Origin of the sequence: Rhodococcus sp. WB9, from assembly GCF_007558985.1 — a bacterium.
Lineage (GTDB): Bacteria > Actinomycetota > Actinomycetes > Mycobacteriales > Mycobacteriaceae > Rhodococcus_F > Rhodococcus_F opacus.
In genome coordinates this window covers 5,573,617-5,590,279 of sequence record NZ_CP041769.1, presented here as the reverse complement: position 1 = coordinate 5,590,279, position 16,663 = coordinate 5,573,617, and the positions used below count along the sequence as shown (strand labels likewise).

Genomic DNA, 16,663 nt, shown 5'->3' with positions numbered 1-16,663 from the left:
TCACGTACGGCAGCGATCCCGGTGAGTTACCGGCGTGGACAGCCGCCAACTGGTTCATCGGTGGAATATGGTCGAGGGTTACATGCCACGAGCAGGGATTTCACGCGCTGTCGGCCGCACCTGCTTGGATGGGTGCATGCTGCACGGCCTCTGGACACCGGGTTCGGGTCTCATGCTGTGGGTGGAGGACCGGAATCCGGCCGCCGAGGAGCCGACGGATGCGGTCGGGCGGGTGCTGGCACGGAAGTTCCGGCATCACGTGAAGGTGCCGATGCCGACGCCGTCGGGGCCGGAGATGCTCGAGTGGGCCGCGGTCGCGCTCGCACCGCCGGACGCGACGGAGTTTCTGCTGTCGGTGTCGGCCCGCGACCCCCGGGTCGCCGGGGATCTGCGCTACCTCGCCCACGTCGCCCGCGGTGTCGAGCGGTGGGCACGCGCCGGCCGGGTGGTGCCCGAGGTGCACCGCGCGGAGGGCGGCTGGTGGCCGCGCTGGCGGCTGCTCGGCGGTGAGCGGCAGCGTGCGTGGCTCACGGAGCTGGCCGTCGCGATGCCGCCGGTCCAGCGTCACGGCACGACCCCCCGAGCTGTGCTCGACGACATGGTCACCGAGCTGACCGACCCCGTCGCCCGCCGTGTCCTCGAACGCCGGCATCCGGACGATTCCGCCACCGACGCGGACCATCCGCTGATCGAAGCGCTGCTGCGCGGCGACCAGTTCGACGAGGGCACCGCCCAGCTGTCGGGTTCGCTGGACGGGTGGCGCGACAGCCTCAAAGTGGACGAACCAGAACTGGTGCTGCGGCTCCTCGAGCCGGAAGACGTTGACGTGGAGGGGGACTGGGATCCGGACGCGGTGCTGTGGCGACTGGAGGTCTGTCTTCGTCCGGAAGGCGAAGCGCCGGTGCCGATTCCGTTGCATCACACGGAGGCGAGTCGCCTGCAGATCGGGGTGCGCAAGCTGACGGAGGCCGTGGCCGCCTACCCGCGACTGCAGGACGTCCCCAGTGATCCCGACAGCCTGGACCTGATGTTGCCCACCGCCGTGGTCATCGACCTCGTCGGACACGGTGCGGTGGCGTTGAAGGAGAAGGGCATCAGCCTGCTGCTGCCGCGGGCGTGGAGTGTGGCGTCGCCGTCGATGCGCCTGAGGGTGAGCTCGCCGAGCACTCCGGCGAGCGCGGAGAACCGGGCTGTCGGCAAAGACCAGTTGGTGCAGTACAACTGGGAACTGGCGCTCGGCGACACGGTGCTCACCGCCGCGGAGATGAATCGACTGGTCAACTCGAAGAGTGATCTCGTGCGGTTGCGCGGCGAGTGGGTGAGGGCGGATCAGGAGGTGCTCTCCCGCGCCGCGCGGTACGTGGCGGAGCGGCACGCGAGCGGCGACCGGGCCATCGTGGACCTGCTGAAGGACCTGATCGCGGACGATCTCTCCGACCTTCCCGTCGAGGAGGTCACGGCCACCGGCTGGGCGGCCGCGTTGCTGGACAGCGACACGAAGCCGCAGGTAGTGCCGATCCCGGACGGGTTGGACGCGACGCTGCGCCCGTATCAGAAGCGGGGACTCGACTGGCTGGTCTTCATGAGCCGCCTCGGCCTCGGCGCCGTCCTCGCCGACGACATGGGTCTCGGCAAGACACTGCAGTTGCTCGCACTGCTGGCACACGAGACCGCCGCGACACCCACCTTGCTGGTGTGCCCGATGTCGGTGGTCGGCAACTGGCAGCGCGAGGCGGCACGCTTCGTTCCCTCGCTGCGGGTGCTCGTCCACCACGGTCCGCAGCGGCTGAGCGGTGAGGACTTCACCGCCGCCGTGACGCAGAGCGATCTGGTGATCACCACGTACGCGCTGCTGGCCCGCGACGTCGCGCACCTGAAGGAGCAGGACTGGCGGCGTGTCGTGCTGGACGAGGCGCAGCACATCAAGAACGCGAAGACGTCGCAGGCGCGGGCGGCGCGGAGCATTCCGGCGGCGCACCGCGTCGCGCTGACGGGCACTCCGGTCGAGAACCGGCTCGACGAACTGCGCTCGATCCTCGACTTCGCGAACTCGGGCATCCTTGGCTCGGAGGCGATGTTCCGCAAGCGCTTCGTGGTGCCCATCGAGCGGGAGCAGGACGAGGCGGCCGTCGCCCGGCTCCGCGCCGTCACGTCGCCGTTCGTGCTGCGCCGCGTCAAGACCGATCCCGCGGTCATCGCCGACCTCCCGGACAAGTTCGAGATGACGGTCCGTGCCAACCTCACAGCCGAGCAGGCCGCGCTGTACCGGGCGGTGGTCGACGACATGATGGCGCAGATCAAGGACAAGAAGGGGATGAAGCGCAAGGGGGCCGTCCTCGCCGCCCTGACGAAACTCAAGCAGGTGTGCAACCACCCGGCACACTTCCTGCGCGACGGGTCGGCGGTGATGCGGCGCGGACAGCACCGCTCCGGCAAGCTGGGGCTCGTCGAAGACATCCTGGACTCGGTGGTCGCGGACGGCGAGAAGGCGTTGCTGTTCACCCAGTTCCGGGAATTCGGCGACCTCGTGACCCCGTACCTCGCGGAGCGTTTCGGTACCCCCGTGCCGTTTCTGCACGGGGGCGTCTCCAAGCAGAAACGCGACGACATGGTGGCCTCGTTCCAGGGGGACGACGGGCCGCCGATCATGATGCTCTCGCTGAAGGCGGGCGGGACGGGCCTGAACCTCACCGCGGCCAATCACGTCGTTCACCTCGACCGGTGGTGGAACCCGGCGGTCGAGAACCAGGCCACGGACCGGGCGTTCCGGATCGGTCAGCGGCGGGACGTGCAGGTGCGCAAGCTCGTGTGCGTCGGCACCCTGGAGGAGCGGATCGACGCGATGATCGCCACCAAGCAGGAGCTGGCGGATCTCGCCGTCGGGACGGGCGAGAACTGGGTGACGGAAATGAGCACCGAGCAACTCGGTGAACTGCTGCGGCTCGGCGACGAGGCGGTGGGCGAATGACGAATCGGCGACCCGGGCCGTACTTCGGCCAATACGGCAAGCGTCGACCGGTGACGGGCGGGCTGGAGGCACGATCCCAGCGCGGATCGTTCGGGCGCACGTGGTGGGGCCGCGAATTCGTCGACATCATCGAGTTCGTCGCCGACAAGGGCCGGATGAGCCGCGGGCGGAGCTACGCGCGCAGCGGACAGGTGATCTCGCTCGAGATCGCCGGGGGGATGGTCACGGGAGAGGTCCAGGGCAGTCAGCTCCAGCCGTTCGTCGCCACCGTCTCGATCGATCGCCTCGACGACGCGGAGGTCGCGGAACTCGTCGCGCTGGTGCGTCGGCAACCCGGCAGTCTCGCGATGCTGGCGGGCGGCGGAGTTCCGGAGGTTCTCGGACCCCTGCTGCTACCCGCCGGGGCGTCCGCGCTGAACTACGACTGCACCTGCCCGGACGACGGCTGGCCGTGCAAGCATGCGGCGGCGGTCGCGTACCTCACCACCGAACGCATCGACGAGAACCCGCTCGAGATCCTGACGCTGCGCGGCGTCGACCTGGACATGCTGATCGACGGCGTCGGCGGCGACTCCTCCGACGCGGACGTCGACGACTGGTTCGGAGACGAGTCCCAGCTGCCCGACCTGCCCGACGCCGACTTCCGGGCGGCGATCGACGACCTCGACCCGCTGCTGCTGCGGAAGGCGATCCGATCGGTCAGCGAGGACGAGCGCGCGGTGGACGCCGCGATCCGGGAGCTGAAAGCGCTGTACCAGCACTTTCGCTGACCGTGCGATGATGAGAACGCGGAAGTTCGCCTCGTTCCGCGACCGGGAGCTGGTCAGTCATGTTGACGGTCTACCTGCTCGGCGAACAGCGCGTATCGAACCCGGAGGATGTCAGGCTCGGCCCCATCTCGTCACGGGCGATCGCGTTGCTGGCCTACCTCGTGCTGCACGCCGGTCTCGCTCAGTCCAGGACCCGCCTCGCGGGGCTGTTCTGGCCCGAGTCGAGCGAGCAGCAGGCCCGCACCAACCTCCGGCGGGAACTGCACAATCTCCGCGGCCTCCTCGGATCGGACGGTGCGCTCGCGGCGGACGGGCCGACGCTCACGTGGACGGACTCGTCGTCGTGCCGGGTGGACGTCGACACCTTCCGCAACGAGCGGTCGGCCGCCGTCGCGGCCCTCGCCGATTCCGATCCGCGGGCATTTCTCGATCACGCCGACCGCGCGATCGACACCTATCGCGGCGAACTCATGCCCGGAACCTACGAAGACTGGGTCCTCGAGCACCGCGAGGTGCTGCGCAGGCAGTGCGTCGAACTCTGCGAGGCGACGGTGCGGGTGTTGCGGGAGTCAGGTGACGTGGAGACCGCCACGGCGTGCGCGCGCCGACGTATCCAGCTCGACCCGCTGGAGGAGGTCGGGTACCGGACTCTGATGGAACTGCAGGCCGCGTCGGGCGACCGGGCGGCGGCGATGACCACCTACCACCGATGCGCGGCCGTTCTCGAGACCGAACTCGGCGTCACGCCGAGCGCGGCGACCACAAGGCTGTTCGACAACCTGCTGGGGGAGCACCCGAGGGTCGGTGCCGGCGCGGCTCGCCGGCCCGAACGCGTCCGCACCGCGGTGCCCGCTCTGATCGGGCGGGAGCGTGAACGCGGGGAGTTGCAACGGCGGTGGCAGCAGTCCCTCGACGGCAGGCAGGGACTGCTGCTCGTCTCGGGGGATGCGGGTGTCGGCAAGACCCGGTTGACCACCGAACTCGCGGAGATCGCTCGCGCAGACGGAGCGGTGGTGGCGACCACGAGGTGTTTCGGACTGCCGGGCCGCGTCGCCCTGGCGCCCGTCGCCGAGTGGCTGCGCAGCCCGGATTTTCGGTCCGCGATCGGGTCTCTGAATCCGTTGTGGCGGGCCGAGGTCGAACGGCTCGTCCCGAGCGCCGAGCCCGGGCCGCGACCGTCGACGTCCCGGGCGATGGTCGACGCATGGCAGCGTCACCGCTTCTTCGAGGGAACGACGCGTGCGGTTCTGTCGTCGGGCCGGCCGGTCCTGCTCGTCCTCGACGATCTGCAGTGGTGCGACGCGGAGACGACGGCCTGGCTGGCCTTCCTGCTCTCACTCGACACCCACATGCGGGTACTGGTGGCTGCGACCGCCCGCACGGACGAGGCGCGGTCGCGTCACGATGTGCGGGAAGCGCTGCGGGCCCTCCGGTCGGCACGGCTGGTCACGGACGTCGAGGTGGACCCGTTGACCGCGGACGGGACCGCGGAACTGGCGAGGTCCCTCGGCGGCCGGGCGCTGGATCCGTCGGAGGAGGCGGTCCTGTACGCCGCGACCGGGGGCTACCCGCTGTACGTCGTGGAGGCCGCCAGGATGGTGCCGGGCATGGATGCGACCGGGCGCGGCGGGGGCGCCGACGACCTCGGCGAGGTGCTGCAGCGGCGGCTCGAACAGTGCTCGGAACCCGCGCGGGACGTCGCCGGCCTCGCCGGTGCGCTCGGCACGGATTTCGATCTGGACCTGCTCAGCGAGGCGAGCGACCTGGACGCGGATGCCCTCGTCCAGGCGGTGGACGAACTGTGGCGGCGGAGGATCGTCCGGCCGGCGGGCACCGGCTACGATTTCGTGCACGACCTGGTCCGGGAGGCCGCGTACCGTTCGGTCAGCCCGCCGCGACGCTGGCTCCTGCATCGGCGGCTGGCGCAGGGACTCGAACTTCTCCACGCGGGCCGCACGGACGACGTGGCAGCGCAACTCGCAGAGCAGTATCGGCGCGGCGGCCGCCCCGACCGCGCGCTCCACTATCTGCAGCGCGCCGCCGAGGTGGCGGCCAGCGTGTTCGCGAACGCGGAGGCTCTCCGGCATTTCCGGGACTGCCTCGACCTCCTCGAGGCGATGCCGGTGGGCCGCAACCGGGACGCTCACGAGGTGGATGTGCGGCAGGGCATGTCGGCGCCGCTGACCACCCTGTACGGGTACTCTTCCGCCGAGCTCGAGCAGACGCTGGACCGCACGGTGGAGCTGGGGCAGCGTCTACGCCGGCCGAAAGTCGTGCTCGGTGCCCTGATCGGATTGTTCGCGGCACACTTCGTGCAGGGGCACACCGCGCAGGCCCACGGCATCGGCGTGCGTGCCCTCGAACTGTCCGCGGCCGATCCCGAGTTCGAGGGTCAGGCGCAGTTCGCCGTGGCGGGGGCTGCCCTCGGTCTCGGCCGGCCGAGGGATGCGATCGAACATTTCGACGTCGCGCTGCGATCGTTCTCCGACGACTATTCCTTCATCCTCGGGACCAGGCTCGAGGTGCATGCCCACGCGTGGGAGTCGCACGCGTACTGGATGATCGGTGACGAGCAGAAGGCGGCGCGGTCGTGTGCGGATGCCCTCGCATTGGGCAGGACCTGCGGCCACCCCTACAGTCTTGCGGTGGCATTGGGATACGCATCGGTGCTGTATCAGATCCGCGGCCACGACGCAGCGCTCCTCGCCTCGCTCACCGAGTTGCGGGAGCTGTGCGAGCGCTACCACTTCGCCTACTACAGTCAGTGGTCGCAGATCCTCGAAGGCCGGCTCCTCGGCGGCGAACCGGGCATCGCGAAGATCCGCGAGGGGCTCGCCGAGTTGCGCCGGCAGCGGGCGTTCGCGCGTATGCCGTACTGGCTCTCACTGCTGGCGGAGGTCCAGATCGGCGTCGGGTGGAGGGACGCGGCCCGCGCCACGCTCGATGCCGCCCGGATCGCCGCCGAGCAACACGACGACCGCTGGTGGTTGCCGCAGGTGCTGCGACTGCGCGCGGACGCCGGACCGTTCGCGGGCGGGGCGCCGGCGCGAACGGTGCGCGGCGGAGGACACAACGCGGGAGGTCTCGGCGTGTGGGACGGTGCCCTCGTGATCGATCTGTCGGGGATGCGCGGAACCACGGTGTCGCCCGCCGACCGGACCGTCCGGGTGGACGGCGGGTGCACCTGGAGCGACGTCGACCATGCGACCGTGCCGTTCGGTATGGCCACCCCGTCCGGGTTCATCGCGTCCACCGGTGTCGGCGGGCTGACGCTCGGCGGCGGAATCGGCTACCTGACGCGCCGTTTCGGTCTCACCGTGGACAACCTGCTCAGCGCCGACGTCGTCCTCGCCGACGGCACGCTGGTGACGGCGAGCGAACGGTCCCATCCGGACCTGTTCTGGGCGCTGCGGGGAGGCGGCGGAAACTTCGGTGTGGTCACCTCGTTCCAGTTCGCGTGTCACGACATCGGCGACCACGGCACCGTCGTCGGCGGGCCGGTGCTGTACGACCTGGAAGACACGCCCGACGTGATGCGGTGGTATCGCGAACTCCTGCCGTCGCTGCCCGAGGAACTCAACGGCTGGATCGGGCTGCTGACCATTCCGCCCGCGCCGCCGTTCCCGGAGGAACTGTGGGGACGCAAGGCGTGCGGCGTCGTCTGGTGCTACACCGGCGACCCGGACAAGGCCGACGCGGTATTCGAACCGATCCGCGACTTCGGAAACCCGCTGCTGGTCGGAATCCACGAAATGCCCTTCACCGCATTGCAATCCGCCTTCGACGGACTGTACCCGGCCGGATTGCAGTGGTACTGGCGCGCCGACTTCGTCCGGGAGATCTCCGACGACGCCATCGACATCCATCTGGAGTTCGGCCGTCAGCTGCCCACCGGTCATTCGACGATGCACATGTATCCCATCGACGGCGCGGCGACGCGGGTCGCCGAGGATGCCACGGCGTTCGCGTACCGGGATGGCGGCTGGGCCGGGGTGATCGTCGGTGTCGACCCGGATCCGGCCAACGCCGAGGTCATCACGGACTGGGCCAAGCGGTACTGGGAGGCCCTCCACCCGACGACCGCGGGCGGGGCGTACGTCAACTTCATGATGTCCGAGGGTGAGGACCGCGTGCGTGCCTCCTACCTCGGCAACTACGACCGGCTCGCGCAGGTGAAGGCGAAGTACGATCCGGACAACCTCTTCCATGTGAACCAGAACATCCGTCCCGCGGTCCGGTCGGAGCACTAGGCGCAGCCGCATGGATCCGGGGCAGGTGTGGGCGGCGGCATGGCCCGTCCTGATCGGCGCGGCAGCGGGCCTGCTGGCCGTCTGGGTGGTGCTGGCGCTCGTGCTGTGGCGATCGAGACCCGACAGCACCCGGATCGGGGAGACGATCCGGGTGCTCTCGGACGTGCTCCGTCTCCTGCGCCGCCTCGCAGCCGATCCCGACCTGCCCCGGGGGGTGCGCGTCCGGCTCGTCCTGCTGCTGGTCTATCTCGCGGTTCCGATCGACCTGATACCCGATTTCGTCCCCGTCATCGGATACGCCGACGACGTGATCATCATCGGCCTCACGCTTCGCTCGGTGATTCGCCGCGCAGGTCCGCAGGTGGTGGATCGGCACTGGCCGGGCACCCCTGAAGGCCTCGAGGCCGTGCGCCGGGTAACCTGCCTTCCCACCTGCTCGTGACGTCTGGACCGGGAGGATCCCGCCATCAGTACCTCCAGAGACGACCTGCCCGCGTTCACGTACCCCGAGGTGGGGGCGAGCCGCGACGTTCCCTTCCCTGCGGGATATCACCATCTGACCGAGCAGAAGGTGATCGGCTCCGGGGCAGACGCATTCGCCGCAGCCGCCGCCCACCTGTGCGCCTGGGGGATGCACCGCGACGCCGGGCTGGACGTGCGGGCCGACGCTCCGACGGCCTCGCCCGGCGCGACGGTCGAACTGAGATGGGGCATCGGTCCGCTCCGGCTGACGTTCTCCTGCCGCGTCGTGTACATGCTCGACGAACCGCGTCGCAAGGGATTCGCGTACGGGACGCTGCCGGGTCACCCCGAGCGCGGCGAGGAGAGCTTCGTCGTCGAGCAGCGGCCGGACGGCACCGTCCTCGCGACCATCTCGGCGTTCTCGAAACCGGGCCGGTGGTTCACCCGGCTCGGCGGGCCCGCTGGCCGGGTCGTGCAGAGGGTGACGACGCGCAAATATCTCGAGGCGTTGGCCGAGGCCGCACGGTAGGCCGGAGCGCCCGGATCACGTATTCTCGTGGTTGGACCGGACCGGACGGGACCTTTGCAGTCCGACTGCCTGATCCGATGTGTCCGACCCCTGACAGAGCTGGAGCCGCCGGAATGATGCCCGTACATCTACGCGACAGCGTGATTCCGAAGCACGAGCAACTCCGTGCCATCCTGCTGCACAAGTGCACCAAGGAACTTCAGCCCGGCGACCTGATGACGAGTGAACGAAAACTGATGCAGGACTACGGCGTCAGTCGCATCACAGTTCGTGAGGCGATCGGGCAGCTCGTCAACGAGGGTCACCTGGTGCGGGTGCGTGGCAAGGGCACGTTCGTCGCGCATCGTCCGGTGCAGTCGAAACTCCACCTGGCCTCGTTCACGGAGGAGATGCGGGCGCAGGGGCACAAGCCGACGACGGTGGTGCTCCAGAGCGAGGAGGACGCGGCGCCGGAGGCCACCGCGAAGGCGCTGCGCATTGCGCCGGACACCAGCGCCTATCACGTCAAACGGCTCCGGCTGGCGGACGGCGAACCGGTCAGCGTCGACGACGGCTGGTTCAACGCCGCGCTGCTTCCCGGCCTGCTGGACCTCGACCTCACCGGCTCGATCTACCGGGCGACCGCCGACAAGTACGGAATGCCGATCGACCGGGCGGAGCAGACCGTGAGCGCCGATGGGGCGAGTCAGGAGATCGCGACCCTGCTCGGCATCAAGAAGGGCGCCCCGGTGATGTACTTCGACCGGGTGTCCTTCAGCGGTCCCACACCGGTCGAGCACACCCGCAGCTGGTACCGGTCCGATCGCTACCAACTGCAGATGGAAGTCCAGGGGGAGCGGACTCAGCGCAGCGTCTGAGCCCGGCCGCCCCTCCGTTCTACGGCGCCGTCCAGTCGAACAGGGTGTCGCCGGTGGTCACGTCGGATCCGATGGTGTCGGTTGACACCGAATCCGGCTTGGAGTCCATCACGACGATCGGGCAGATGGCGGAGTATCCGGTGCCGTCGATCTCGGTCGGATCGAACCGCACCACGGGATCACCCGCGTCGACGTCGTCGCCCTCCGCTGCCAGCAGGGTGAACCCGTCGCCCTTCAGCTTCACGGTGTCGATTCCCAGGTGCACCAGCACACCGCCGCCCGCCGAGCCCAGGATGACGAACGCGTGCGGGTGCAGTTTGAGGATCTTGCCCGGGATCGGCGCGAGCACGTCGAGGGCGCCACGGTCGCGCGCCGGTTCGATCGCGACTCCGGAACCCACCATCTGGCCGGCGAATACGGGGTCGGGCACGTCGGCCAGGGCAAGCACGCGGCCGGGCAGTGGAGCCTGCACGGACAGGCTCACAGGATGTCCCCGATGTCCTCGGCCAGCGTGTCCGCCTCGGGGCCGACGATGACCTGCACGACGCTGCCCGCCTTGAGGACGCCGTGGGCGCCTGCGGCCTTGAGCGCGGCCTCGTCGACCTTGGCGCCGTCCTTGACCTCGGTGCGCAGGCGGGTGATGCAGGCCTCGATCTCGACGATGTTGTCGGCACCGCCGAGGCCGCTGATGATTGCGTCCGCTTTGGACATCGGTTCTCCCTCGTAGTTCGTGTTCGAGCTGCAGGTGATGGTGCCGGATGGGTTAGCTGGATCACATTTGCCTGTTGACATCCTGTGCTCACCTGGTCAAACTAACAACTGGTTATGACCGGACAGTACCCGTTGGGGGTGCTGGTCCACAATAGTTTTCCCGAAGCCGTACGACGCGCTCGCCGCCGCCGGTTTCGGGACTCACCAGACGCCGATTCGGCGACCGAAGCGCACAGAGAAGGCCGATATGACTGTCGTAGACAGCCCGAAAAAGGAATCAGCGGTGTTTGCCGGGTTACAGCGCCTCGGGCGCAGCCTGATGCTGCCGATCGCGGTACTGCCCGCGGCCGGCATCTTGCTGCGGCTCGGCCAGGACGACCTCCTCGGCCGGTTCGACTCGATGCACACCGCCGCGTCCGTCATCTCCGCAGCCGGCCAGGCAGTGTTCACCTGGCTGCCCCTCATCTTCGCGGTGGGCATCGCGATCGGCTGGGCGAAGAAGGCGGACGGTTCCACCGCTCTCGCCGCAGTGGTCGGATACATGGTCATCAACGGCGTGTTCGAAGCCATGTCGCCGGTCGTCCTCGAAGGCAAGACCGATCCGAACGGCGACCAGGCGCTGATCAACTACGGTGTGCTCGCAGGCATCGTGATGGGTCTGCTGTCCGCCATCCTGTGGCAGCGGTTCTACCGCACCAAACTGCCCGACTACCTCGGATTCTTCAACGGGCGCAGGCTCGTTCCCATTCTCACCGCCGTCACCGGCCTCGTCGTCGGCGTCCTCATGGCGTTCGTGTACCCGGCATTCAACTCCGCCCTCACGTGGGTGGGCGAGACCGTCGCCGAGAACTCGGTGATCGGTGGCGGCGTGTACGGGATGGCCAACCGTCTGCTCATCCCGACCGGACTGCACCACATCCTGAACTCCACCGTGTGGTTCCTCGTCGGCGACTACCAGAACGCGAGCGGAGAACTCGTCCGCGGCGACCTCAACCGGTTCTTCGCCGGCGACCCGAGCGCAGGCATCTTCATGACCGGCTTCTTCCCGATCATGATGTTCGCCCTTCCTGCTGCCGCACTGGCGATCTGGCGAAACGCCCGGCCGTCGCAGAAGAAGCTCGTGGGTGGCATCATGCTGTCCACCGCGCTGACGGCGTTCCTCACCGGCATCACCGAGCCCCTCGAATTCGCGTTCATGTTCGTCGCCTGGCCGCTGTACCTGATCCACGCGTTCCTCACCGGCACCTCGATGGCGCTCGTCAACGCGCTCGGCATCCACGACGGATTCACGTTCTCCGCAGGCTTCTTCGACTACGTGCTCAACTTCGGCAAGGCCACCAACGCGTGGATGCTGATCCCCATCGGGCTCGGGTACGCGGTCATCTATTACGTCCTGTTCAGCTTCGTCATCAAGAAGTGGAACCTGCGCACTCCCGGTCGGGAGGACGACGCGGAAACGAACGCCGACACGAACGCCGACACGGAAAAGGCAGGTCAGTGAGCATGGCTACACGAACGGTCCTCATCGGTTCCAAGGTCGGACTGCACGCCCGTCCCGCTGCGAAGTTCACCCAGGCCGCCGCGGCGGTACCGGTCGCAGTGCAGATCGCGGTCGGCGAATCCGCGCCGGTGGACGCAGGCAGCATGCTCGCGGTGATGACGCTCGGCGCCGAATTCGGTACCGAGGTGACGATCACCGCGGAAGGGGAGGGCAGCGAGGAAGCCCTCGACCGCCTCGCCGACCTGCTCGCCTCCGACCTCGACGCCGCCTGATGTCGACGGTTACGGAAGTTCTCGTACACGGCCTCGGGGTGAGTCCGGGCCTGGTCTGCGCACCCTGGCTCGCGTTCGGGGCACCGGTCGCGACATCGGCCGAAGACCCTGTCGGCGAATCGGTCACGGCCGAGGTCGCCCGGGTGCGGGACGCTCTCGCGACCGTGTCCGCCGACCTCGAAGCCCGCGCCGCTCAGGTGGACGGCGTCGCGTCCGAGATCCTGCTCGTGTCGGCGGCCATGGCCCGCGACCCAGGAATCGTGTCCGCCGCCGAGGAGAACCTTCTCGCCGGCATGCCGACGGCACACGCCGTGAGCGTCGCGTTCGACGGCTACTGCGCCACACTCGAGGCCCTTGGTGGGTACCTGGCCGAACGCGTCGCGGACCTGCGTGACCTCGGGCATCGTGCGGTCGCGGTGCTGCTGGGAGTCCCGATGCCCGGCATCCCCGATCCCGGGTACCCGTTCGTGCTCGTCGGGCGCGACCTGTCGCCCGCGGACACCGCGATGCTCGGCGGCAGCGACGTGGTCGGCCTGCTCACCGCCGAGGGCGGGCCGACGAGTCACACTGCGATCCTGGCGAAATCGCTCGGCCTGCCCGCGATCGTGAACTGCGCCGACCTCGACCGGTTGGCCGAGGGAAGGCCGGTGCTGCTCGACGGGACGACCGGCGAGATCGTCGTCGACCCCAGTGACTTTCGACAGGCAGAGGCGGCCGAGCAGGTCGCCGAGGCGCGAGCGCGGGTCGCCGCGACGAGTGGACCGGGCCGCACCCGGGACGGCGCACCCGTCGGCCTGCTCGTCAACATCGGCACCGTCGACGACGCCGCGCGTGCCGCCGGCGCGGATTCGGAGGGCGTCGGGCTGTTCCGCACCGAATTCCTGTACCTCGGCAGGCAGATTGCGCCCACCCTCGACGAGCAGATCGCGACCTACACGTCGGTGCTGGAGCAGTTCGCGGGACGCAAGGTGGTGGTCCGGACACTCGACAGCGGCTCCGACAAACCACTGCCCTTCCTCGACCTCGGCGCGGAGGAGAACCCGGCACTCGGCGTGCGCGGGCTGCGGGTCGGCACCGTCTACCCGGACGTCCTGGCCACCCAATTGGAAGCGCTCGGCGCCGCGGCGGCCGCCACCGGCGCGGACCTGTGGGTGATGGCTCCCATGGTCGCGACCGCCGAGGAGGCCGAGGGCTTCGCCTCGCTCGCCCGCTCACGCGGTATCGCCAAGGCCGGGGCGATGATCGAGATCCCCTCGGCAGCACTGCGCGCCCGCGACCTGCTCGAGCACCTCGATTTCGTCAGTATCGGGACCAACGACTTGAGCCAGTACACGTGTGCCGTGGACCGGATGGCAGGCAGTCTCGCCCCACTGCTCGACCCGTGGCAGCCCGCGGTCCTGGACCTCATCGGCCTGGTCGGCGCGGCAGGAGCGGATGCAGGCACACCCGTCGGTGTCTGCGGGGAGGCCGCGTCCGATCCCGCGCTGGCCCCGGTGCTGGTGGGGCTGGGCGTCACCAGCCTGTCCATGGTCGCCCCGTCGCTGGGTGCCGTGCGTGCCCGTCTGGCAGCCACCGACCTCGGCCTGTGCCGGGAGATGGCGGCCGCCGCACGCGGCGCACGGTCCCCGCAGGCCGCACGATCGGCGGTCGCCGCTCTCACATCCGGAGCGCCTCGATGATCCTGCGGGGCAAGGTCGTCGTGGAGGACGGCGTCATCGCCGACGGTGTGGTGACCACCGACGGCGACCGAATCTCCTGGGTCGGGTCCGCCGTGCGGTACCGCGGAGAAGTGCCGCTACCGGAACCGAGTTCGTCGATACTGCTGCCGGGCCTGATCGACCTGCACTGCCACGGCGGCGCCGGCGCGGGGTTTCCCAACGCCGACGCCGACGGGGCCCGGCGGGCCGCGGACCATCACCGCGAGCACGGCACCACCGGACTGCTCGGCAGCCTCGTCTCGGCGGGGGAGCAGGACCTGCTCCGCCAGGCCGGGATTCTCGCCGAGCTGGTGGAACGCGGTGAGCTCCTCGGGATCCACCTGGAGGGTCCGTTCATTTCCGGTGCCCGGTGCGGTGCGCAGGATCCCGCATCCGTGATCCCCGGCGATCCCGGCCTGTTCGCGAGGATCTGCGATGCCGCGCGCGGCACCGTCCGGTCGATGACGCTCGCGCCGGAGACCGCGCACTTCGGCGAACTTCTCGCCGCGATGCGCCGGCGCGACGTGCTACCGAGCCTCGGTCACACCGACACCGACGCGGCGACCACGTCCGCGAGGATCGCCGACGCCGCCGGCGGCCCACTGACCGCCACACACCTGTTCAACGCGATGCCACCACTGCACCATCGCGCGCCGGGACCGGTGGCGGCATTCCTGGCCGCAGCCGGTCGCGGTGACATCGTCGTCGAATTGATCGCGGACGGAGTGCATCTCGCGCCCGAGACCGTGTCGATGGTGTTCGACACCGTCGGGCCCGACCAGATCGTCCTCGTCAGTGACGCCATGGCCGCCGCCGGTGTCACGGACGGCGACTACCAGCTCGGGCCCCTGGACGTGCGCGTCTCGCGCGGTGTCGCCCGGCTCGCGACCACCGACGGGTCCGAGGGGGCCATCGCAGGCGGCACCGCACGGCTGCTGGACGTGGTCCGCACCGCCGTCGTCGACAGCGGTATCCGACTCGCCGACGCCGTCGCTTCCGCCACCAGGACTCCGGCCCGGCTGCTCGGCCTGGAGTCCGAACGCGGCAGCCTCGCCCCGGGCCGCCGCGCCGATATCGTCGTGACCGATCACCAACTGCGCCCCCGCGGCGTGTTCGTCGGCGGAATACCCGCCGAACGGGAAGGACTCGCATGGAAATCGTAATCCGGCAGACGCCGTCGGACGTCAGCTCGACCGTCGCGGACATCGTCGAGGGGTACGTGCGACGCGGTCCGACGACGCTGGGCCTCGCGACCGGCTCGTCCCCGCTCGGAAGCTACCGGGAACTCGCCCGCAGGCACCGTGAGTCCGGACTGGACTTCTCGGACGCACGCGCCTTCCTGCTGGACGAGTACGTCGGACTTCCGAAAACCCATGACCAGTCGTACTTCTCGGTGATCCGCTCGGAGTTCGTCGACCACGTCAACCTCGACACCGACCGCGTGCTCAGCCCGAACGGCGAATCGCCCGACATCGCCGAGGAAGGTGCGCGGTACGACGCGGCCATCGCCGACGCGGGCGGCGTCGACGTGCAGCTTCTCGGCATCGGGACCGACGGCCACATCGGATTCAACGAGCCGGGCTCCGCGCTGACCTCACGCACCCGCGTCAAGACCCTCACCGAGCAGACCCGCCTCGACAACGCGCGGTTCTTCGACAGCGTCGACGACGTCCCACACCACGTCCTCACTCAGGGGCTGGGCACCATCAGCGAGGCCAGGCACCTGGTGATGATCGCGTTCGGCAAGGGCAAGGCCGAGGCGATCGCCGCCGCCGCGGAGGGACCGCTCTCCGCGTTCTGCCCGGCATCGGTGATGCAGCTGCACCGGCACGTCACCGTCGTGATCGACGAAGCCGCAGCGAGCAAGCTGCAACTCGCCGACTACTATCGGTATGCGCTGGAACACAAGCCTTCGTGGCAGTCGTTCTAGATGACACCCGTACTCGAACTGGCGGTCCAGGACGTCGCGGGCGCCCGGATCGCCCGACACACCGGCGCAGTGCGCGTCGAGTTGTGCACCGCACTCGGCGCGACCGGCGGGTTGACCCCGAGTATCGGCATGATCGAAGCGGTTGCGGCCCAGGGGATCGCGGTGCACCCGCTGATCCGTTGCCGGCCCGGTGGATTCGTCTACGACGCCGACGAGATCGCCGTGATGGCTCGCGACGTTCGGGCCGCGGTGGGCGCCGGCGCGTCCGGGGTGGTGCTCGGTGCGCTCACGCCCGACATGTCCGTCGACCGCGACGCTCTGCGCCGCCTGCTCGATGGCATCGACCCGTACGCGGTGGAGGTGACGTTCCATCGTGCGATGGACGTCGTCGACGACCGGGCGACCGCCGTCGATACGCTCGCGCGGTCGGGCATCATCCGGGTCCTGACCTCGGGCGGAGCGCCGCGGTGCATCGACGGCCTCGACGCCCTGTCCGGCATGGTCGCCCACGCGCTCGGCCGGATCCAAGTGATGGCAGGTGGCGGGATCCGCGTCGAGGACATCGCCGCGGTCGCGGGCACCGGCGTCGACGCCGTGCATCTCTCCGCCCGCCGCACCGTCGCCGACGGCGGCGGTCCGGGCGGCGGGTCCGGCGGCTACGACGCCGTCGACGAAAGCCTCGCCCGGGCAGCGGCGGAGGCGCTGGGGATCTGATT

Annotated in this window: 14 protein-coding genes; 12 read left to right on the top strand and 2 right to left on the bottom strand. The window is 69.4% G+C overall.

The window, feature by feature from the left end:
- Nucleotides 1-136: 136 nt before the first annotated feature.
- From FND50_RS26125 to FND50_RS26100, 6 genes are all read left to right on the top strand, one after another.
- Nucleotides 137-2,968 (top strand): DEAD/DEAH box helicase, encoded by a 2,832-nt coding sequence (locus FND50_RS26125; RefSeq protein ID WP_144287609.1) that lies wholly within the window; start codon nt 137-139, stop codon nt 2,966-2,968.
- Entirely contained in the window at nt 2,965-3,738 is a 774-nt protein-coding gene (locus FND50_RS26120) for an SWIM zinc finger family protein (protein WP_005563047.1), read from the top strand. The genes FND50_RS26125 and FND50_RS26120 overlap by 4 nt, the downstream gene beginning before the upstream one ends.
- A 59-nt stretch (nt 3,739-3,797) precedes the next feature.
- Complete coding sequence (locus FND50_RS37645; RefSeq protein WP_144287608.1) at nt 3,798-7,988, top strand: AAA family ATPase; 4,191 nt, start codon at nt 3,798-3,800, stop codon at nt 7,986-7,988.
- A 10-nt stretch (nt 7,989-7,998) separates the two neighbouring features.
- A complete protein-coding gene (locus FND50_RS26110) occupies nt 7,999-8,430 on the top strand; it encodes a YkvA family protein (protein ID WP_144287607.1) in 432 nt (143 codons plus the stop codon).
- A gap of 69 nt (nt 8,431-8,499) precedes the next feature.
- Entirely contained in the window at nt 8,500-8,979 is a 480-nt protein-coding gene (locus FND50_RS26105) for a DUF1990 family protein (protein WP_144287606.1), read from the top strand.
- Nucleotides 8,980-9,092: 113 nt separating this feature from the next.
- Nucleotides 9,093-9,836 carry a GntR family transcriptional regulator gene (locus tag FND50_RS26100; protein WP_005563042.1) on the top strand — a complete coding sequence of 248 codons (744 nt, stop codon included), beginning with the start codon at nt 9,093-9,095 and terminating at the stop codon, nt 9,834-9,836.
- Between the two features lie 19 nt (nt 9,837-9,855).
- On the opposite strand, the gene FND50_RS26095 is transcribed toward FND50_RS26100, so the two are convergent.
- Nucleotides 9,856-10,320 (bottom strand): PTS glucose transporter subunit IIA, encoded by a 465-nt coding sequence (locus tag FND50_RS26095; RefSeq protein WP_144287605.1) that lies wholly within the window; start codon nt 10,318-10,320, stop codon nt 9,856-9,858.
- The gene (locus tag FND50_RS26090; RefSeq protein ID WP_144287604.1) at nt 10,317-10,547 is read right to left on the bottom strand and encodes a glucose PTS transporter subunit EIIB; all 231 of its coding nucleotides are present in this window, start codon (nt 10,545-10,547) and stop codon (nt 10,317-10,319) included. The genes FND50_RS26095 and FND50_RS26090 overlap by 4 nt, the downstream gene beginning before the upstream one ends.
- Before the next feature lie 247 nt (nt 10,548-10,794).
- Here FND50_RS26090 and FND50_RS26085 point away from each other — a divergent pair, with 247 nt between their 5' ends.
- Genes FND50_RS26085 through FND50_RS26060 form a run of 6 tightly spaced genes read left to right on the top strand, consistent with a single transcriptional unit; the run spans nt 10,795 to nt 16,661 of the window.
- The gene (locus tag FND50_RS26085) at nt 10,795-12,048 is read left to right on the top strand and encodes a PTS transporter subunit EIIC (protein WP_144287603.1); all 1,254 of its coding nucleotides are present in this window, start codon (nt 10,795-10,797) and stop codon (nt 12,046-12,048) included.
- Nucleotides 12,045-12,320: an HPr family phosphocarrier protein gene (locus FND50_RS26080; RefSeq protein ID WP_005563035.1), complete on the top strand. Its 276-nt coding sequence runs from the start codon at nt 12,045-12,047 to the stop codon at nt 12,318-12,320. The genes FND50_RS26085 and FND50_RS26080 overlap by 4 nt, the downstream gene beginning before the upstream one ends.
- Nucleotides 12,320-13,999 (top strand): phosphoenolpyruvate--protein phosphotransferase, encoded by a 1,680-nt coding sequence (ptsP, locus tag FND50_RS26075; protein ID WP_144287602.1) that lies wholly within the window; start codon nt 12,320-12,322, stop codon nt 13,997-13,999. Before FND50_RS26080 ends, ptsP begins: the two co-directional genes overlap by 1 nt.
- On the top strand, nt 13,996-15,180 hold the full coding sequence (locus tag FND50_RS26070; protein ID WP_144287601.1) for an N-acetylglucosamine-6-phosphate deacetylase: 1,185 nt from the start codon (nt 13,996-13,998) through the stop codon (nt 15,178-15,180). The genes ptsP and FND50_RS26070 overlap by 4 nt, the downstream gene beginning before the upstream one ends.
- The gene (gene nagB, locus FND50_RS26065) at nt 15,168-15,947 is read left to right on the top strand and encodes a glucosamine-6-phosphate deaminase (RefSeq protein WP_005265206.1); all 780 of its coding nucleotides are present in this window, start codon (nt 15,168-15,170) and stop codon (nt 15,945-15,947) included. Before FND50_RS26070 ends, nagB begins: the two co-directional genes overlap by 13 nt.
- Complete coding sequence (locus FND50_RS26060; RefSeq protein ID WP_144287600.1) at nt 15,948-16,661, top strand: copper homeostasis protein CutC; 714 nt, start codon at nt 15,948-15,950, stop codon at nt 16,659-16,661.
- Nucleotides 16,662-16,663 lie beyond the last annotated feature (2 nt).